Annotated in this window: 18 protein-coding genes; 9 read left to right on the forward strand and 9 right to left on the reverse strand. The window is 65.9% G+C overall.

All coding sequences use genetic code 11. From position 1 onward, the window contains the following. Window positions 1-161 precede the first annotated feature (161 nt). On the reverse strand, window positions 162-713 hold the full coding sequence (locus WKB88_RS08890) for a DUF421 domain-containing protein (protein WP_341394165.1): 552 nt from the start codon (window positions 711-713) through the stop codon (window positions 162-164). Between the two features lie 228 nt (window positions 714-941). Further along, window positions 942-2,507 carry an FAD-dependent oxidoreductase gene (locus tag WKB88_RS08895; RefSeq protein ID WP_341394166.1) on the reverse strand — a complete coding sequence of 522 codons (1,566 nt, stop codon included), beginning with the start codon at window positions 2,505-2,507 and terminating at the stop codon, window positions 942-944. Window positions 2,508-2,717: 210 nt separating this feature from the next. Between WKB88_RS08895 and WKB88_RS08900 the strand changes: the two genes are divergently transcribed. Next, a complete protein-coding gene (locus tag WKB88_RS08900; protein ID WP_341394167.1) occupies window positions 2,718-3,875 on the forward strand; it encodes a Rieske 2Fe-2S domain-containing protein in 1,158 nt (385 codons plus the stop codon). Next, window positions 3,875-4,156 carry a ferredoxin gene (locus tag WKB88_RS08905; RefSeq protein WP_341394168.1) on the forward strand — a complete coding sequence of 94 codons (282 nt, stop codon included), beginning with the start codon at window positions 3,875-3,877 and terminating at the stop codon, window positions 4,154-4,156. The genes WKB88_RS08900 and WKB88_RS08905 overlap by 1 nt, the downstream gene beginning before the upstream one ends. Window positions 4,157-4,254: 98 nt before the next feature. Here WKB88_RS08905 and WKB88_RS08910 read toward each other — a convergent pair whose 3' ends face one another. Both WKB88_RS08910 and WKB88_RS08915 read right to left on the reverse strand, forming a co-directional pair. After that, complete coding sequence (locus WKB88_RS08910) at window positions 4,255-5,301, reverse strand: ferredoxin--NADP reductase (protein WP_341394169.1); 1,047 nt, start codon at window positions 5,299-5,301, stop codon at window positions 4,255-4,257. Further along, window positions 5,298-6,197, reverse strand: coding sequence for an alpha/beta fold hydrolase (locus WKB88_RS08915; protein WP_341394170.1), 900 nt, complete (start codon window positions 6,195-6,197; stop codon window positions 5,298-5,300). The genes WKB88_RS08910 and WKB88_RS08915 overlap by 4 nt, the downstream gene beginning before the upstream one ends. A gap of 221 nt (window positions 6,198-6,418) precedes the next feature. Here WKB88_RS08915 and WKB88_RS08920 point away from each other — a divergent pair, with 221 nt between their 5' ends. From WKB88_RS08920 to WKB88_RS08930, 3 genes are all read left to right on the forward strand, one after another. After that, entirely contained in the window at window positions 6,419-7,603 is a 1,185-nt protein-coding gene (locus WKB88_RS08920; RefSeq protein ID WP_341394171.1) for a hydroxylase, read from the forward strand. Between the two features lie 61 nt (window positions 7,604-7,664). Next, complete coding sequence (locus tag WKB88_RS08925; RefSeq protein ID WP_341394172.1) at window positions 7,665-8,591, forward strand: VOC family protein; 927 nt, start codon at window positions 7,665-7,667, stop codon at window positions 8,589-8,591. Window positions 8,592-8,688: 97 nt separating this feature from the next. Continuing rightward, window positions 8,689-9,141, forward strand: coding sequence for a nuclear transport factor 2 family protein (locus WKB88_RS08930; protein ID WP_341394173.1), 453 nt, complete (start codon window positions 8,689-8,691; stop codon window positions 9,139-9,141). 19 nt (window positions 9,142-9,160) lie between these two features. Here the strand turns inward: WKB88_RS08930 and WKB88_RS08935 are convergent, their stop codons facing one another. Beyond that, on the reverse strand, window positions 9,161-9,976 hold the full coding sequence (locus WKB88_RS08935; RefSeq protein ID WP_341394174.1) for an IclR family transcriptional regulator: 816 nt from the start codon (window positions 9,974-9,976) through the stop codon (window positions 9,161-9,163). 244 nt (window positions 9,977-10,220) lie between these two features. On the opposite strand from WKB88_RS08935, the gene WKB88_RS08940 reads away from it, so the two are divergent. The 4 genes from WKB88_RS08940 to WKB88_RS08955 are packed head-to-tail and all read left to right on the forward strand — an operon-like array spanning window position 10,221 to window position 14,238. Then, window positions 10,221-11,036, forward strand: a complete 816-nt coding sequence (locus tag WKB88_RS08940; RefSeq protein WP_341394175.1) for a 2-keto-4-pentenoate hydratase — start codon at window positions 10,221-10,223, stop codon at window positions 11,034-11,036. After that, window positions 11,036-12,010, forward strand: a complete 975-nt coding sequence (locus tag WKB88_RS08945) for an acetaldehyde dehydrogenase (acetylating) (protein ID WP_341394176.1) — start codon at window positions 11,036-11,038, stop codon at window positions 12,008-12,010. The genes WKB88_RS08940 and WKB88_RS08945 overlap by 1 nt, the downstream gene beginning before the upstream one ends. A 2-nt stretch (window positions 12,011-12,012) precedes the next feature. Further along, on the forward strand, window positions 12,013-13,020 hold the full coding sequence (gene dmpG / locus WKB88_RS08950; RefSeq protein WP_341394177.1) for a 4-hydroxy-2-oxovalerate aldolase: 1,008 nt from the start codon (window positions 12,013-12,015) through the stop codon (window positions 13,018-13,020). A 30-nt stretch (window positions 13,021-13,050) separates the two neighbouring features. Continuing rightward, entirely contained in the window at window positions 13,051-14,238 is a 1,188-nt protein-coding gene (locus WKB88_RS08955; protein WP_341394178.1) for a flavin reductase, read from the forward strand. Between the two features lie 60 nt (window positions 14,239-14,298). On the opposite strand, the gene WKB88_RS08960 is transcribed toward WKB88_RS08955, so the two are convergent. The 4 genes from WKB88_RS08960 to WKB88_RS08975 form a co-directional block, all read right to left on the reverse strand. Then, window positions 14,299-15,606: a TetR/AcrR family transcriptional regulator gene (locus tag WKB88_RS08960; protein ID WP_341394179.1), complete on the reverse strand. Its 1,308-nt coding sequence runs from the start codon at window positions 15,604-15,606 to the stop codon at window positions 14,299-14,301. Between the two features lie 55 nt (window positions 15,607-15,661). Then, on the reverse strand, window positions 15,662-16,180 hold the full coding sequence (locus tag WKB88_RS08965; protein WP_341394180.1) for an acyl-CoA thioesterase: 519 nt from the start codon (window positions 16,178-16,180) through the stop codon (window positions 15,662-15,664). Window positions 16,181-16,238: 58 nt separating this feature from the next. Then, window positions 16,239-17,720 carry an FAD-dependent oxidoreductase gene (locus WKB88_RS08970; protein ID WP_341394181.1) on the reverse strand — a complete coding sequence of 494 codons (1,482 nt, stop codon included), beginning with the start codon at window positions 17,718-17,720 and terminating at the stop codon, window positions 16,239-16,241. 147 nt (window positions 17,721-17,867) lie between these two features. Then, window positions 17,868-18,857, reverse strand: coding sequence for an LLM class flavin-dependent oxidoreductase (locus WKB88_RS08975; protein WP_341394182.1), 990 nt, complete (start codon window positions 18,855-18,857; stop codon window positions 17,868-17,870). Window positions 18,858-18,946 lie beyond the last annotated feature (89 nt).

Consider the following 18,946-nt stretch of genomic DNA (forward strand, 5'->3'; position numbering starts at 1 on the left):
TCGCCACTTGAAATACAAAATGCGCAACAACCAACAACTGAGTATGACTCTACACCACTTTCCCCGTAGGGGGTAATCGGCCTCCCCGGGGGCCGTCCAGAGGCATCCCCCGGGGCCTCCCCCGGGACTCTCTCCCGGGGCTCTCTCCCGGAACGGCCGCACTATCCGCGCATCAGCAGATCGGCTGGAATTGCCGACTTGTCGGAGATCAGGCGCAGCAGTACGGGGTCGATGAGCTGCCCGCGGCGCAGAACGCTCACATCGCCCGTGGATTCCAGAACGACCAGGGCCACTTCCGAAAAGTTCCTGATGCCGGCCTGGCGCAGTTTGAAATAGACCTCGTCCTCCTCAATGCGGGCCGACTTCAGCCCTTCCTGCACGATGCTCTCGCCCGCCATCAGGAGGATCGGGTTGTTCGACAGGTAGGTGCCGCGCTTGGTCCGCCGCAGCACCGCTTCCAGCCGAAACAGCGCAAACATGGTTGCCAGTCCGATGATTCCGGCGAGCAGAGTGGGGGTGTCCCCCAGGACGACGCGTCCCAATACGGAGCCAAAGGCGATGACAATGGCCTTGTCCATCGTGGACCAGCTGGCGAGCGCACGCTGCCCGGCCGTACGGATGAGGACAAAAAAGGCTGCGTAAATACCGATGGCCGACAGGACAACCGCGAGCGCTTCCAGCGGTGTAACTCCGAGATTTTGCCACACGGTCATTCTCCTCACGATGAATGGACGGAACCGTGTTCCGGTTCCGGACAGTCAGCGGCGACGGAGAACGCCTGGTGTGGTTTGGAAATGCTGCAGCCGGCGCCTGCAGCCGCGTGCCCGATAGAAAAATGCTAGCCGGGCACAACGGACCCGTGACAGGCCGGGGGCCGGGCGGAGCCCGCTCAAAGCCGAGACGGCCGGCTGCAGGGAGAGCCCGGCGACGACGGCCGGCGGTCAGCCTGCCGCCGGCCCGCCCGCCATCGCCTGAACTGCACGGTAGGCAAAGACCATGGCCGAACCCAGCGGAATCCCCGGTCCCGGGTAGAAATGTCCGGAGAAGGATGCGCTGGTGTTTCCGACCGCGTAAAGCCCTGGAATCGCTTCTCCGGCAGCGGTGAGGACACAGGCGTCCGGGTCCGTGCGGAGTCCGCCCTTGGTGCCCAGATCGCTGAGCACCATCCGGGCGGCGAAGTACGGCGGCTGTGCCAGCGGCACCAGGGCCGGATTGGGCCCGTGCGAGGGATCGGTGAAGAAGAGGTCGTACGGGTCCTCGCCCCGGTGGAAGTCCTCGTCCACCCCGCGCTCGGCAAACGCGTTGAATCTTTCGACGGTGCCGAACAGGGCTTCGGCGGGCAGCCCTGCCAGCTCCGCCAGCTCATCCAGGGTCTGCGCCTGGAGCCAGGTCCCGGCGGCCAGATGCTCCGCCGGGGAAGTGTTGTCCGGACGCATGATTGCCGGCAGCTGCCCCCCGAAGCGCGAGTCGAAGATGAACCAGGAGGGAATCCGGTCAGCAGTCGCCGCGGCCATGACACGTCCCATTTGGTCATAGGGCAGCGACTCGTTGGCGTAGCGCTTCCCGCTGCCGTCCACCATCAGGCCGCCGCGGAAGCCGAGGGTGAAAGCAGCAAATCCGGAGGGCTGCTCCGTCCCCGGGCACCACCAGGCCTCATCCATGAGGTCCACGGCGGCGCCGGCGGCCTGCGCGGCCCGGATGGCGGTGCCCACGTTGGCGTTGCGCGGAGACATGCTCCAGCCGGCCGCGCCGGGGGTGCCGTTCTCGCTGCGCATCTGCGCGTTGCTTTCAAACCCGCCGGCGCCCAGGAGAACGCCCGAGGCGGCCCGCAGCCGTTCAGGACCGCGGGCGGAGTTCACAATAATGCCTGCCACCTTCCCGTCGTCGAGGACCAGATCGGTCATGGCGGTTTCGGTGCGGACGGTTCCGTTGCCGGTGTTGGTGAATGCGAGCAGGAGCCGGCCGATCAGTGCCTGCCCGGCGGTCAGGGGGCCTTCCGGATGGCTTTCCCCGCGGTTGTCCCGGTCGATGGGCGGACGCACGAGTGCGGCGAGCTCACCGATCTCCTCGCGGGGCAGATCCACCGGCATGATGGAGCGGCCCAGATCCATCCGTCCGGGGCCGGGAAAATAGTCGGGGAAGGCAGCCCAGCGGAACTTCAGAGCGGGATCGTGTTCCAGCGCCTTGACCAGTTCCGGCGCGGTATCAAGGAAGGCGTTCCGCCGCTCCTCCTGCTGCTCCCCCAGCAGCGATACCAGATACGCCTCCGCGGCTTCCCTGGAATCATCGACGCCGGCCCGCTCCTGAACCTGCGTCCCCGGCAGCCAGCAGGACGCGCCGGCATAGGACGAAGACCCGCCCAGAAAGTTTGTTTTTTCGACAAGGACTGTTTTCAAGCCGCGCGCTGCGGCGGTGAAAGCGCCGGCCAGGGCACCAGCCCCGGAACCTACGACAACGACGTCGTATTCGCCGTCCCACTTCTGCCCGTTTGCCTGCCCGCTTGCCATGGTTTCCCTTTTCGTCGTCGCCGTTGGAACGCAGGCCTGGCTGCGGTGTTCCGCCGTCGGGCCCGCCCTCCAGATTGTCAGGCGAAAAAACCGGTGGTCCGGGCTGTCCCACACATCGGGACTGGCACAGCAGTCCGGTACACGGTGTGAATAGATTCAGGTTTCCAGACGTTCGACTCCGAACAGGTGTATTGAAGGGAACGGTTCCACATGAGCATTGTCGAGTCAGACCAGGACGAAATCAGGCAAATTGAAGCCGGCCAGCTGCCCGCGCGCTACGCGCGCGGATGGCACTGCTTGGGCCTGTCGGACAAGTACAAGGACGGCAAGCCGCACACAGTCAATGCCTTCGGCCAGAAGCTGGTGATCTTCACGGGCAGCGACGGCAAGACCAACGTGCTGGATGCGTATTGCCGCCACCTGGGCGGAGACCTTTCCAAAGGCACCGTCAAGGGCAACGAAATTGCCTGCCCGTTCCATGACTGGCGCTGGGGCGGCGACGGACGCTGCAAGGCTGTTCCGTACAGCCGGCGTGTTCCCATGCGTGCCCGCACCAGCACCTGGCAGACCCTGGACCAGGACGGACTCCTGTTCGTCTGGAACGACCCGGAAGGAAATCCGCCGCCCGAGGATGTTGTCATCCCCCGTATCGAAGGCGCCGAGGACGAGGGCTGGACCAAGTGGGTCTGGAACGAGATCGTGGTGAACACCAGCACCCGCGAAGTTATCGACAACGTTGTCGACATGGCCCATTTCTTCTACATCCACAACAACTTCCCCACATACTTCAAGAACGTCTTCGAAGGCCATATCGCCACCCAGTACTTTGATGGCATCGGCCGCGAGGACGTCACCCCGGCCAACCCCGATCCCCGGGCGCCGAAGATGCAGAAGACCAGCTCGGTTGCGTCCTACTACGGGCCCTCGTTCATGATCGATGACCTGACGTACACCTATGAAACCTTCGAGATGAAGACCGTCCTCATCAATGCGCACTACCCCATCGATGAGCATTCCTTTGTCCTGATGTCCGGGATCATCGTGCAGAAGAAGCCGGAGCTTCCGGGCGATCCGGACCAGATTGCCGCCACGCAGGCCCAGTGGATCCTCAGGGGCTTCAACCAGGACGTGGAGATCTGGCAGAACAAGGCCAGGATCGACAACCCGCTGTTGTGCGAGGAGGACGGCGCCGTTTACCAGCTGCGCCGGTGGTACGAGCAGTTCTTTGTGGACGCAGCCGACGTCAAGCCGGAGATGACCGACCGCTTCGAGCACGAGCTCGACACCAGCCGGCCGGTGGAAAGCTGGCAGAAGGAAGTAGCGAGCAACCTGGCCCTGCGCAAGGCTGCAGAGGGACAGTTGATCTGATGACGGCACGTACCGATCTCCGCATTGTCGACAACCCGATGCAGCCGCTGGACTGCAGCGCCTGCGCCGCTTCCGTGCTGGTGCGCAAGTCGAACTGGCAGCAGACCAGCATCCAATGGAATGAGACGGCGCAAAAGGCCTGCCGGGAGCGTCCGCTTGCCTGCCGCGGAGAGAACCCGACCGAACAGTTTGCGGGCTGCGAGACCCTGGCGGCAACCATCCGCGATGCTTCGCTGGAAGGCAGGATCGACGTGATTTTCAAGGACGTACCCGAGAAGTAGCGCCGGGACGCCAGGGAATGCGAAAGCGGGAGGGACCGGTTCAGACCGGTCCCTCCCGCTTTTGCGTGCCCGGCCGGGGAACGGCCGGGCAGACCCGCCTACTCGTCGTAGGTGATCCTGACCTTCTCGCTGACGGCCACCGCCTGGCAGGCAAGAATGTAGCCCTCGTTGAGGTCAGCCGCGTCCAGGACCTCGTTCTTTTCCATCCGGATCTCCCCTTCCAGCACGCGGCAGGTGCAGGCACTGCAGGACCCCTCACGGCAGGAATACGGAGCGTCCAGGCCGGCATTGAGCAGGACGTCCAGCAGCCGGTTCCCGCCCGGCCAGGGCAGGGACCGGGTCTGGCCGTCCAGTTGGACCTCCACCTCGGTGCTCTCCCCCTCGACGTCGTGGACCACTGCAGCCACCGGAGCGAAGGGATCGGTGCCCAGCGAGGTGAAGCGTTCAATATGGATCTGTTCCGCCGGCATGCCCAGCGTGTCCAGGGCCCGGGCCACGCAGTCCATGAAGGGTCCTGGGCCGCAGATGAACACTTCGCGGTCTGCGTAGGGTGCGGCCAGGGCTCCGATGGAGGGCTGGTCAGGCAGGCCCTGCACGGTCCCCAGCCAGTGGATGACCGTGAGCCGGCCGGGATGCTGCTGGGAGAGGGCTATGAGCTCGTCCCGGAAAATAATGGAGGACTCGTCCTGGTTGGCGTAGACCAGCGTCACCAGTCCGCTGCCGGCCACAAGCACCGACTTCAGGATGGACATCACGGGGGTGACCCCGCTGCCCCCGGCGAACAGGAGGAAATCCCTGTCCAGCGAGCTCGGAGTGAAGGTTCCCGCCGGGCGCAGGACGTCCAGGACGTTGCCTTCCACCACGTTGTCGCAAAGCCAGTTTGATCCGTAGCCGTCCCTGGTGCGCTTGACCGTGACCTTCAGTTTCTCGTCCTGCTGCGGCGAACTGCAGAGCGAGTAGCAGCGCGCTGCACCGCCGGGACGGTCGCTCGGAATACGGATGGTCAGGAACTGGCCCGGCTTGTAGCTGAAAGTGCTCTCCGATTCGCCCTCCGGTTCCAGGACGAGCGTGTGTGCATCAGGCGTTTCCCGGATGACCTCCACCACCCTCACCTGCAGGGGCGTCACCACCGACAAGGTGCTCATGCTGCTGCCTCTTCCCGCTGCAGGAATGCCAGCACGGTGCTTTCGAAGGCAGTTTTTTGCTCGATCATTGCCCAGTGCCCGCAGTTGGGGAACACGTGCAGTTCCACGTCGGGGATGGTCCGCAGCGGCAAGAGCACGCCGTCCAGCGGAGAGACGCGGTCATCGCGGCCCCAGGTAATCAGCGTTTTGGCCTTGAGCTTGTGCAGCTGCGCCCAGGCCGGGGCAGCATCGGAAGCGGCGGCGGCCGCAGCGGCGGCCTTCATGGCGGCACTGCTGTACATCCTGCGGGCGCTCGCCAGCGTCTTCGGATCCGTGGCCTGCTGCCAGCGTTCGTTAATGAGTTCCTCGGTGACCAGCTCCTGGTCGTAGACCATGGACTGCAGCCACTGGATCAGCCGTTCACGGGTGGGATCCTCGGTGAAGGCAATCAGGAGTTTGATTCCCTCGGCCGGCGACGGGCTGAAGATGTTCACGCCCATGCCGCCCAGGGTCACCAGCTTAGCCACCCGGTCCGGGTGGCTAATGGCAAACCGCGTGCCGATCATGCCGCCCATCGAGTTGCCGATGATGTCCACCCGGTCCAGGCTCAGCCCGTCCATCAGGTCGACGACGGCCTGTCCGCCGGCCTGCATCGGATGCAGGTCCGAGGGGTCGCTGACGCCGAAGCCCGGGAATTCCAGGACATAGCAGCGGAAGTGCCGGGCGAAGGCCGGAAGGATGCCCTTGAAGTTGCCCAGGCCGGTTACGCCGGGACCGGAACCGTGCAGGAAGACCAGCGGCGGGCCTTCACCTGCCTCGTGGTAGCGCAGCACCCCGTTGGCGGTCTGCAGCTCGCGCAGCACTGCGTCGCCGGTTCCGGCCGCGCTGCCCTCTTCATGGCGAAGGTCCGTGGTCATTTCTCAGGCTCCTCAGGTACGAATCTCTTCAGTCTTCCTGAACCCTAAACAGTCCTGCGGATGCGCGGCCGGGCAGGTCCCGATGACCGGGATGAACCGCCCCTGCCGGCACGGCGCCGCAATCCCGGTGACCGGGACATTCTCGGCTCCCCCCTGCCGAAGAACCCTAGATTTTGCACAGAGGCGGAGTACAAGCCCTGATGAGGAAGCGAGAAGCATCAATGACAACCACCGTAAATTCCGATGTGTTGACCGAGCGCGGCGACGAGCTTCGTTCCTACGGCCAGGCCAACGAAGACCTGGGCAAGCTCAATGACGCCACCGTGGATATCCTTCGCCAGTCCGGCGTCATGAAGCTGCTTGCCCCCGTCGAGTACGGCGGCACCCGGGCGCACCCGACGGAGTTTGCGGAAACGGTCATGAAGATCGCCAGCCTCGACGGAGCAGCCGGCTGGGTGGCCGGCGTCGTTGGCGTTCACCCCTGGGAGCTGGAGCTGATGGCGCCGAAGCTGCAGGAGGAAATCTGGGGAGCTGACGACAACACCTGGGTGTCCTCCCCCTATGCGCCGATGGGTGTGGCCACCCCGGCCGACGGCGGTTACCGGTTCAGCGGGCACTGGCAGTTCTCCAGCGGCACCGACCACGCGCAGTGGGTCATCCTGGGCGCGTTCCTCGGCGATGCCGAGGGCAAACCGCTGATGCCCTATGAATCAGTGCACGTGGTTGTTCCGCGCGCCGACTACACCATTGTTGAAGACTCCTGGGACGTGGTGGGACTGCGCGGCACGGGCAGTAAGGACGTCATTATCAAGGACGTTTTTGTTCCCGGGTACCGGGTGATCAGGCAGGCCGATCTGTTCAGCGGCAAGGTGGCCCGCGATGCCGGCAAGACCGACCCCATCCACCGCATCCCGTTCTACAGCCTGTTTCCCCTCGGCCTGACCTCCGCGGTGGTGGGCATCGCCGAAGGCGCCCTTCAGGCGCACCTGGACTACCAGCGCAACCGCATGCAGGGCAACGGCTTCAAGAGCACCGAGGACCCCTACTCCATGTACGCGGTCAGCGAGGCCGCCGGAGAAATCCGGGCCTCCCGCTCGGCGCTGCTGGACAACATCAGCAGGATCTACGACACGGCGGCTGCCGGCCGCGAAATCAGCTTGGAGCAGCGTGCCGTGGGCCGCCGCACCCAGATCCAGGCTGCCTGGCGCGCCGTCGCCGCCGTCGACACCATCCTGTCCCGGTCCGGCGGCAACGGCCTGCGGATGAACAACCCGATTCAGCGCTTCTGGCGCGATGCCCACATGGGCCTGGCCCACGCCATTCACGTGCCCGGCCCCACCTACCACACAGCCGTCCTCACGGAACTGGGCGTGGAACCGCCGGCAAAACTGGCCTCGATGGTCTGACCCGCCGGGCAGTCCCGGGCACAGCACCGACCCTCAACACAACAGCAAAGCGAGGAATACCATGACTCACATTCGAGGACTGGGCTATCTCAAGGTCCAGACCCAGCACATCGACCGCTGGCGGGAACTTACCGTCGAAGGTCTCGGTTTCGCCGAGGCCGTGGGCCCGGACCCCGACGGCCTGTACCTGCGCATGGACGAACGCGAAGCACGCCTGATCGTGCTTCCGGGAACTTCCGACCGGGTTCTGGCCGTGGGCTGGGAAGTCCGCGACCAGTTCGCCCTGGCACAGGTGGCCGCGGATGTTGAAGCGGCCGGAATTGCCGTCACCTGGCTCAACGAGGAAGAAGCCGACCAGCGCGGCCTGGAACAGGTCATCACCTTCGCGGATCCGGGCGGAACTCCGGTGGAGATCTTCTTTGGCCCCCGCCTGGACCACAGCATCCTGAAGACCGGTTATGCGCAGAAGTTCGTCACCGGCGCGCAGGGCATGGGCCACGTTGTCCTGCCCACCATGGCCATGGAGAAGACCACCTCCTTCTACACGGATGTGCTGGGATTCCTGCCCCGCGGCGCAGTCCGGCTGGGCCCCCGGCGCCCGGCCAACCGATTCCGGTTCTTCGGCGTCAACCAGCGCCACCACAGCCTTGCCATCGGCGGGGCACCGCATGCGGATGCCCCGGGCCTGGTGCACCTGATGGTTGAGGTCGAGGACCTGGACACCGTGGGACGGGCTCTGGACAAGGTCACGAAGCAGGGCTTCAAGCTCTCGGCTTCGCTGGGACGACACACCAACGACAAGATGGTTTCCTTCTACGTCCGGGCTCCCGGCGGCTGGGACATCGAGTACGGCACCGAGGGCATGCTGGTGGATGAAACCTATTTCACGGCCGAGGAAATCACGGCCGAGAGCTACTGGGGCCATGATCATTCGGGCGCAGCGGATGAGCCGCTGGCCGCGTTTGTTCCCCAGAGCGCTGCCGTTTAGCCCGCAACAGGATTGCCCGCCGGGCGGAGGGAAGCCGCAGCATCCTTTCCCTCCGCCTGGCGGCACGCCGCCCTCAGCCTTCCCTGCAAGGAACCCCATGACTGTCTCTTCAACCGGTACGGCCACTTCCCGCGGCACAGCGGCGGACAGCGATGTTGAGCTCATCCGGCGCCTGACCCACGAGTACGTTTCCGCCCTTGACGGCGGCCGGCCCGACGACCTGGTGGCCCTGTTCACCGAGGACGGTATCTGGGACGGCACCGGCTGGGGAATCCCCGTGATTCAGGGTTCGGCTGCCCTGCGGGAGTTCTTCGAATCAACCATGTCCTCCAACCGCGGCACCTGCCATCTGGTCCTCAACCACATCATTGATGTGGAGGGGGATGCAGCGGAGTGCACCGCTTACTTCCATGCCTTTGGCCGGCGCCTCGACGGCAGCCTGCAGGATTCCCTGGGTCTGTACTCGGATGTGTTCGCCAGGACCGCCGGGGGATGGAAGTTCGCGCGCCGGTCGGTGTCCGGCCTGCTGGCTCCGCCGGCTGCAGGCTGAACACCGGGCTTTTAGGCGCTCAGGAACCGGTGCGTCGTTCCTGCGCCAGGTCACCGGGAAACAGTACTGCCGATACGCGGCGTGCGGCATCCAGCACCAGCGGAGCCACCCGTTCAATCGGATCCCTCACGGTGCCCACCAGGGAGATGGCGGCCACCGGCTCCCGCCGGCTGCGGATGGCCGCGGCCACGCAGGAAATTCCCTCGTAGCTTTCACCGGATTCGTATGCCAACCCGCCGCGCTGGCGGATCCGGTTCAGCTCCGCGTACAGCGCGGGAATGTCCCTGATGGTCCGCGGGGTGTTGGCAGGCAGTCCGTGCCGGAACATATCGTCCAGCTGTTCCGGGTTGATCCAGGCCAGCATGGACTTGCCCAGTGCCGTTGCATGGGCGGGAGCGTTGCCGCCCACCCGCGACGGCACCGAGGTGGCCGAGCGGCCGCCGGCTTTGTCCAGGTAATGGATGCTGGTGCCGTTAAGGACGGCCAGGTGGACCACCATTCCGGTCCGCATCTGCAGGTCGTGCAGCAGGGGCGCGGCTTCGGCCCGGATCCGGCTGTTTCCGTTGTCCAGGCCGCCGAACTGCAGCGAGCGCCAGCCCATGCCGTAGCCGTCGGGTGCGTGTTCCAGCCAGCCCAGCTGCACCAGCTGGTCCAGGATCCGGTGCGTGGTGGAGCGGGGCAGACGCGTCCTGGACGCTATTTCGTCCAGCAGCAGCCGGACGGAGCGTGAGTCGAACACCTCCATGATCAGCGTCATCCGCGCCGCCATCGCAGGGGGCGGTCCGGAGGGAGCCGGCGGCCAGGCAACAGGGGCTGCAGTCAGGGAAACACTCATCGGCACCGCCCGACAGCAACCCCGGCGGAACGCCGGGGGAACCTGCAACAGGGAACATTCATTAGCTGGGACCTCCTTGGCACATCTATGGACCACAAAAACTATGTGAGCTAACGCACATTTAGAGCTTCACTGTACACATCGCTACAGGACTTGCGCCACCCTTCCTCCATCCCGCTCTTCGGGACTGCCCGGGGCAGGACAGCTCGCCGGCGCAATACTGAAGGCTGACTTGGGAGGACAGATGACTGCAACCATCGAGACTGCACCTGCTCATCCGGCGGGCATTGCAGAATTGGCCGCCCGGCTGCGCCGTGCCGAGCGGGACGGAACGCCGATCGAGCCGATCCGCGGGCTGCTCGCGGACGGCGGCATCAGTGCCGCCTACGATGTCCAGCGGACCAACGAGGACGCCTGGATCGCCGAGGGCCGCCGCGTGGCCGGCCGCAAGATCGGGCTGACGTCACGGGCAGTACAGGCACAGATGGGGGTGGACCAGCCGGACTTCGGTGTCCTCTTCGCCGACATGTGCCTGGCCGACGGCGACGTGCTGGCTGCCGGGGCGGTCCTGCAGCCGCGGATCGAAGCCGAGGTTGCCCTCGTCCTGAAAAAGGACCTCCCCGAGCCGGACACCACGCTCACCGAGCTGATCGCCGCCGTGGACTACCTGCTTCCGGCCATTGAAATTGTCGGTTCACGGATCACCAACTGGGACATTTCCATCCTGGACACCATTGCTGACAACGCTTCCAGCGGCCGGATCATCACCGGCACCCGACCCGTGGCGCCGTCGTCGATCGATCTGGCGGCCGCCGGCATGGTCATGGAAGTCAACGGCACGGTGGAATCAGTGGGCTCGGGCGCCGCCTGCCTCGGCCACCCGTACCGGGCCGCGCTCTGGCTGGTGAGGCGCATGGCCGAGCTGGAACGGCCGCTGAAGGCCGGCGAAATCCTGATGACCGGAGCCCTCGGCCCCATGGTCGCCTTTCCGCCCGGCGCCAACGCCGCAGTGAACATCCAGGGACTTGGACAGGTCCGCATCAAACATGAGGAGAAGTAGTGGGAACCAACGAACTCTGGCCGGTGGCCATCATCGGCTCCGGCAACATCGGAACCGACCTGATGATCAAGGTGCTGCGCGGGGCCAAGCGGCTGCAAATGGGCGCCATGGTGGGCATCGACCCGGAGTCCGACGGCCTCCGGCGCGCGGCCAGCATGGGCGTTCCCACCACAGCGGACGGCATCCAGGGCCTGCTTGAGCTGCCGAACTTCAAGGACATCAAGGTGGTTTTCGATGCCACCAGCGCCTCCGCCCACCTCGCCAACTGGGACCTGCTGAAGGACACCGGCGTCCGCGTGCTGGACCTGACGCCGGCCGCCGTCGGGCCCTACTGCGTTCCCGTGGTGAACCTTGAGGACCATCTGGACGACTCCAACCTGAACATGGTCACCTGCGGCGGGCAGGCCACGGTGCCCATGGTGGCTGCCGTCTCGCAGGTGGCTCCGGTGCGCTACGCCGAAATTGTCTCCTCCGTTGCGTCCCGTTCCGCCGGCCCGGGCACCCGGGCCAATATCGACGAGTTCACCGAGACCACGTCCCGCGCCCTGGTTGAGGTGGGCGGTGCGGCCGAGGGCAAGGCCATCATCATCATGAACCCCGCGGAACCGCCGATGATGATGCGGAACACGGTGTACTGCCTGGTGGACGGCGAAACGGACCATGCCGCCGTCGCGGCATCGGTCGAGGCGATGGCAGCCCGGGTGCAGGAATACGTTCCCGGCTACAAGCTCAAGCAGGAAGTTCAGTTCGAAACCTTCGGCCCGGAGAACGCCCTGCACATCCCGGGCACCGGCCGCTTCACCGGCACCCGGGTCACGGTGATGCTGGAAGTCACCGGCGCCGCGCATTACCTGCCCGCCTATGCGGGCAACCTGGACATCATGACCTCCGCCGCCATGGCCGTTGCCGAGCGCTGGGCTGAACGCGGCGGAGTCCAAGAACAACACATCGCCGCGGCGATGCAGGAGGCATAACCATGAGCAGGCTCTACATCTCCGACGTCACCCTGCGTGACGGCATGCATGCCATTCGGCACCAGTACACGGTGGACCAGGCCGTAGCCATCGCCACCGCACTGGACGCCGCCGGCGTTGCCTCCATCGAGGTTGCCCACGGCGACGGGATCAACGGCTCCTCCTGCGTGTACGGGTTCGGCGCCCACACTGACCTGGAGTGGATCTCCGCGGTTGCCGGCGCCGTCAAGCAGGCCAAGGTGGCCACGCTGGCACTTCCCGGCATCGCCACCATCCACCACCTCAAGGACGCCAACAGCGCCGGAGCCTCGGTGGTGCGCGTGGCCACCCACTGCACCGAGGCGGACGTCTCCGCGCAGCACATCGGTGCCGCCCGGAACCTGGGCATGGACACCGTGGGCTTTTTGATGATGTCCCACATGAGTCCGCCCGCCGAACTCGCCAAGCAGGCCAAACTGATGGAGAGCTACGGCGCCACCTGCGTGTACGTTGTTGACTCCGGCGGAGCCCTGACCATGCCCGGCGTCGCCGAACGGATTGACGCCTTCCGGCAGGTGCTGGACCCGGCCACCGAAATTGGCATCCACGCCCATGAGAACCTCTCGCTGTCGGTGGCAAACTCCCTCACCGCCGTGGAACACGGTGCTAACCGGGTGGACGCCTCGCTGGCCGGCATGGGAGCCGGAGCCGGAAATGCTCCGCTGGAGGCTTTCATTGCCGCAGCAGACAAGTTCGGGCTTGACCACGGCTGCAACCTGCCGGCACTGATGGACGCCGCTGACGACCTGGTGCGTCCGCTGCAGGACCGCCCGGTCCGGGTGGACCGGGAAACGCTCTCGCTGGGCTACGCCGGGGTGTACTCCAGCTTCCTGCGGCACGCGGAAACAGCCAGCACCCGCTACGGCATCCCCACCACGGACATCCTGATGGAGCTGGGCAAGCGGCGCATGGTGGGCGGCCAGGAGGACATGATCGTTGACGTGGCCCTGGACCTGCTGGCTCAGAAGTAACCCGTCCAACCGCTTTCGAAAGGAACCACAATGACCGAAATCAGCATGGAGCAACAGCGGCCCCTCACGAGCGATCCGATGGCTTTCCGCAACGTCCTGGGCCACTTCCCCACCGGCGTGGTGCTGATTACGGGCATTACCGCGGACGGTGAACCGGTGGGCATGATCGTGGGGTCATTCACCTCCGTGTCGCTGGATCCGCCGCTGGTGGCGTTCCTGCCCACCGTTGCCTCGCAGACCTTCAGCAAGCTCCGCACCGCCGGTTCCTTCTGCGTCAATGTGCTGGCCGCGGACCAGGAGGACCTGTGCCGCCGCTTTGCGGGCAAGTCCGCGGACAAGTTCGAGGGCTTGTCCTGGCAGTCCTCACCGCTCGGCGCACCGGTGCTGGACGGGGTGGTGGCGTACATTGACTGCACGTTCGACTCGATCAACGACGCCGGCGACCACTACATCGTGCTGGGAGCGGTCCATGAGCTGCAGGTGTGCAGTCCGGTGGCGCCGCTGCTGTTTTTCCAGGGCGGATACGGACGCTTTGCCCCCATGTCGCTGAGCGCCCCCTTCGACGCTGACCTGATTGCCGGCGTCCGGCTGGCGGAGCGGGGCCGGACCGAGATGGAGCGGCTGGCTGCCGAGCTGGGGGCCGAGTGCACGGCCATGGCCGTCATCAGCGACCAGCTGGCGGTCATAGTCGCTGCCGCCGGCACGGCAGCGGATCAGGAGGAACGCCTCGGTGAACGCATTCCGCTGATGCCTCCCATGGGTGAACTGTGCCTTGCCTGGGAAGACCCGAAGACCATTGACCGCTGGCTGTCCCGTGCCCTGCCCAGCGACGAGTGCACCCCGGACGAGTACCGGGCGCGGCTGGAAGCAGTGCGCCGGCGCGGCTGGTCCATCACCATGCGCGGCGGTTACCGGGACGAGCAGGTTTTCGAGGCCCTCCGCGAGTATTCCGCGGGCACCTACACGCCGGCCCAGGAACGCGAGATCCGCGAGATCATCTCCCGCACCTCCAACAGCTACGCTCCCGTGCAGCTGGAGGAGGGACAGACGTACGACGTCGATTCCCTGCTCGCGCCGGTGTTCGATGCCGCCGGGAAGGTGCGGTTGGTGCTGCGGATCGCCAATCTGCCGCGCAACGCCGAGGCATCCCGGATCCAGGCGCTGGCGCAGGACCTGTTGGCCGCAGCGCAGGCGATCGGAGCGGTAGCCGACGCCTGAGTTTCAACTCCCGGCAGGAGGTTCAGTTCCCGGCAGGAGGTTCAGTTCCCGGCAGGAGGTTCAGTTCCTAGCAGGAGGTTCCGATCCTGCCAGGAACTGAACCGCCGCCCGGTGCAGACCGACGGCCAGCATGTCGGCCAGCAGTCCCGGATCCCAGGTGTGAGCGTCGATCTGCCTGCTGAGCAGCATGCCTTCCAGGAACCGGAAGAGGCACTCGGAAAGACACTCAGCCAGCTCGCTGCGCTGTTCTTCGCTTGCCTCCTCCGGCAGGACCGTGGCGAACCATTCCGTTGTCATAGCCTGCATGTTGGCCATGACAGTCTCCAGCTGCCCGGCACCGACGGAGGCCCGGCTGCCGTCCCGAAGCAGCAGCAGCAGGCCCAGGCGCAGGATTCCGCTTCCGGCAGAGGTTCCCGCAAGGACATCGCGGAGCTGGGCGCGAAGCGGCGCAATCCAATCTGCGTTTCCCCGTCCCGGCCGGCTGGCCAGAACCGGCCGGACCGCTTCCCACTTCCGTGAGGCGCCGGCCACCACTTCGGCCACCAGCTCGTCCTTGTCTTTGAAGAACCAGTACAGGGAGCTGGCCGGCAGTGCCGCGCGTTCGCAGACCCGTGCCACCGTCACGCCGTCGTACCCGTATTCGGCAATCACCTCTTCAGCTGCCTGCAGGAAGGCCTGCCGCCCGTTCTCAGCGGCGGCGCGCTCCGCGGGCTGCGGCGGTTCGCGTTCAATGACAATCTCACTGTCTGCGGCCAGTTCGCCCAGGCGGTCCGCCATCGCATCCAGGGACAGCGCCAGCATCCAGACGATGCGGTTTTCATCGAAGTTCCACCCGGCATGCCGCCGAAGAAAATAGCTGTCCCGAACCGCCAGGGTGAGGGTGCCCAGCAGCAGCGATCCGGCGCCCCGCTGCTCCATGAGCTCGGGGAGGCTGGGTTTCCACCAGCGGGCCAGCCAATCGATGCTCTCCCTCCGGATCTGAAGGAAGCGGTCCCTGGCCGGTGCCTCCTGAGGCGGCCGAACCACCGCCAGCTGCAGCCCGAAACGCCAAAAGTCTTCACGGGGCCATTGGAAGATCTGCCCGTACAGGTCAGCGCTCCGGTCTTCGCCCGAAGCAAACTCCGGCCACGTGGGAATGACCTGCAGGTGGGCGCCGATGGCCCGTTCCAGGGCCGCCGCAATGAGCTGTTCCTTGTCCGAGAAGTGCCAGTAGATGGAGCTGGCGGACAGGCCGGTGGCTTTCCGGACCATGGAGATTCTGGTTCCCTCGTAGCCGTGGCGGGCGGCAAGGCGCATGGTCTCTTCAAGGATTCGTTCACGGGTCTGTTCGCCCTGCCGGTTTTTCCGGTCCGTCTTGCGCTGCGCCACTACCCACCCAAATGTTTTCCGGTTCGAAACCTGATCGGTTTCGGCCAGTACATCCTTACACAGCCGGCGCGCGCCCGCCCGCCGCGGTCCCGGCCACCGATACCGGTCCGAACACGGAGTCCCCGAGATAGGGCAGCATCAGGGCTTTCTGCTCCGGGGCGATCCGCAGCAGCCGGCCGGTTTCGGCCTCAACGAAGGCGAGCGTGGTTTCCGCCTTGGCACAGATCTGTGCCGTCACCGGATCGCTGATGACGTAGGCGATGGTCAGGCTCGCTGCTTTGAGGGCGCTGATCCAGACATCGATCTCCGCCGGGATGTTGCGGTAGGTCAGGGGCGAAAGGTACTTCACCCGGTGCTCCGCCACCAGCGCCTGGGTTCCCTCGGGCACGTTGTTGAAAAGTGCGACGGCGGGTTCGCGCCCGGGCCCGCCGGTTCCGCCGGGAGGGCCAAAGGCATGGATCCGGGCTTCCTCGAGAATCCGCAGGATTTCCACGTTGTTCACGTGCCCGTAGGCGTCCATGTCACCCCAGCGCATGCCGACGGAGCACCGGATGACCTGAGGGGTTTCATTCATGGTTCGTTTCTAGCACAAGCTCCCGCTCTTACCGCCCCGGCACTTACCGCTCCCGCGCCTACCGCCCCGCCACTGCGGCGGCGGCCGCACCGGCACGCCGGCCAAAGAACGTGCCTTCGCCCAGGGACGTGCCGCTGATATACCCCTGCCCGTAGATCCCGGCGGTGGCGCGGCCGGCGGCATAAAGCCCGGGAACCGGTGCCCCGGAGACGTCCAGGACTTCGCCGTCCAGTCCGGTTCGCAGTCCGCCGAGCGTGAAGACGCTTGCACCGCCCCCGCCGGTGGAACCCGACTCAGGAGCGCTCATGCCGCGGCTGACATCGATGGCGGCGAACGGTGCTTCCAGGGGCCGCAGCCACCGCTTGTTTTTGGCGAAGTACGGGTCCTCCCCCGCTGCCGCATGCCGGTTGTACGCGCGTACGGTCTCTGCCAGGGATCCCTCCGGCATGCCCACTTCCTGTTCAAGTTCCTCGATGGTCTCAGCCGCGAAATGCGGAACCACGCCCCAGCGCTCCTCTTCCGGAACTTCCTCGTAGGCCTTCTCATCGAGGATGACCCAGACGGCCAGGTCCTGCTTGAACAGGGCGGCCTGTCCGAGCAGCCCGGGGTACTGGTCTTCATTGATGAACCGCTGCCCCACAGCGTTGACCAGCATGCCGCGGACCGCCAGCCCCGGGATCAGGGTGATTCCCACCTGGGCGGAGGACATCCGGGCAGTGCCGGCGCCCAGCGCCTGGGCCATGCGGATTCCGTGTCCGTCGTCTCCGCCGTCGCTCGTTACCCCCAGCCCCGTGAGCCGCGGGGCATGCAGGGCCACCATCTCGGCGTTGTCGGCAAAGCCGCCAGTGGTGAGGATGACGCCGCGCCGGGCGCGGTAGGTCACGGTCTTCCCGAAGCGGGTGGCGACGGCGCCGGCCACCGTACCGCCGTCGATGAGCAGCTGCCCGGCGTAGGTATCGGTATGGACCCGGATGCCGGCTTTCTCCACGGCCCCGGTCAGTACCTTCATCAGCACTTTGCCGCCGTAGCCTTCCGAAGTAACCCGGTGGCCGCGCGGTGCCGGCTTGGCGAGGCCGGCAAAAGGCATGGCATTTTCACCGAGCCACATCAGTCCGTCGTCGGTGGGCGGCACCCAGGAAGGGCTGTCCCACAGCGAAGGCTTGAACGGGACGCCGCAGCTGCTCAGCCACTCGTAGTGTTCCGGGCTGCCCTGGCAATATACGCGGATCTTTTCGGCATCAGCGTGCGGACCCAGCGCCGCCAGCAGATAGGCCTCCATGTCCTCGGCGGTATCGGTGAACCCGCAGGCCTGCTGGATGGGCGTGCCGCCGCCCAGATAAATCTCGCCGCCGGAATGGGCCGACGAACCGCCTCCTCCTCCGGCCCGCTCCAGAAGAATCACGTTGGCGCCGGCGGCGCGGGCTTCCAGCGCGGCTGCGGCCCCGGCGCAGCCGAAGCCGATCACTAGGACGTCCGTCTCATAGTCCGCCGGGTCCGCCCCGCGGACATCCACCGGTCCTGCAGCTTTTTGCGCGCTCATCGCCGAGCTCCTTCTTTTAGCCGTTGTAGGGGCTACTTAGGCACAGGAAGGAGGAGCACGTACGCGCCGGTCCCGGCCAGCGGGACCGGCGGAGCACGTGTCTCAGTACAGCTGGCGCCGGCAACCTCCCGGCCCCCGGCTGTGCGCTTATGCCCGGGCCAGCTCCGTCACGCCGGCCAGCAGCTCGAAGGAGTGAAGCCGTGATTCGAGGGTCGGCGTCTGGGTGGCGACGATCAGCTCGTCGGCGTCGGCATGGGTGGCGAACCAGTCCAGGTAGTCGCGGACCTCTGCGGGGGTGCCCACCGCCGAGTAGCGCCCCATCTGCTTGACCTGCTGGCCGCCCGGGGACTCCAGGATGAGGTCTGCTTCCTCCGGGGTGAAGGTGCGGTCCCGGCCGAAGAGCTGGGTCACGCGGCGGCGCTGTCCGTCTTCGAACATCTGCCGCGCTTCCTCCGTGGTGTCCGCAGCGATGACGTTCACGCCGGCAATGACGTAGGGCTCGGCCAGCTGCTCGGAGGGCTGGAAGTCGCGGCGGTAAATGGCTACGGCGTCCTGCAGTGCCTGCGGAGCGAAATGCGAGGCGAAGGAGTAGGGCAGCCCCAGGGCAGCGGCCAGCTTGGCTCCGAACAGCGAGGAGCCCAGGATGTACAGCGGCACGTTGGTGCCCTTGCCCGGAGTGGCGTCGATGCCGGAGATCAGGGTGTTGCCGGTCAGGTAGCCCTGCAGTTCCTGCACGTCCTGCGGGAAGCTGTCGGAGGACATGGGATCGCGGCGCAGGGCGCGCATGGTTTTCTGGTCGCTGCCGGGCGCCCGTCCCAGGCCCAGGTCAATCCGTCCGGGGAAGAGGGTTTCCAGCGTTCCGAACTGCTCGGCGATGGTCAGCGGCGCGTGGTTCGGGAGCATGACTCCGCCGGCACCAAGTCGGATGCTCTGCGTGTTGGCGGCGATGTAGCCGACCAGCACGCTGGTGGCCGACGAGGCGATGGTTGGCATGTTGTGGTGCTCGGCGTACCAGATCCGGGTGTAGCCCAGCTTCTCGGCGTGCTGCGCCAGGGCCAGGCTGGACGCGAAGGAATCGCGCGCGGTTTCGCCCTCGTCGATGATGGCCAGATCGAGGATCGAAAGCGGGACAGTCATGGAAATTTCGGCCTTTCGTTGCACGGGTGCCCCGGCTGCTGCCCGGACACGTTAGTTAGGTGCAACCGCAAAGGCCGCTGCCTTATTTC

The organism is Arthrobacter sp. G119Y2 (assembly GCF_038069765.1).
Lineage (GTDB): Bacteria > Actinomycetota > Actinomycetes > Actinomycetales > Micrococcaceae > Arthrobacter_B.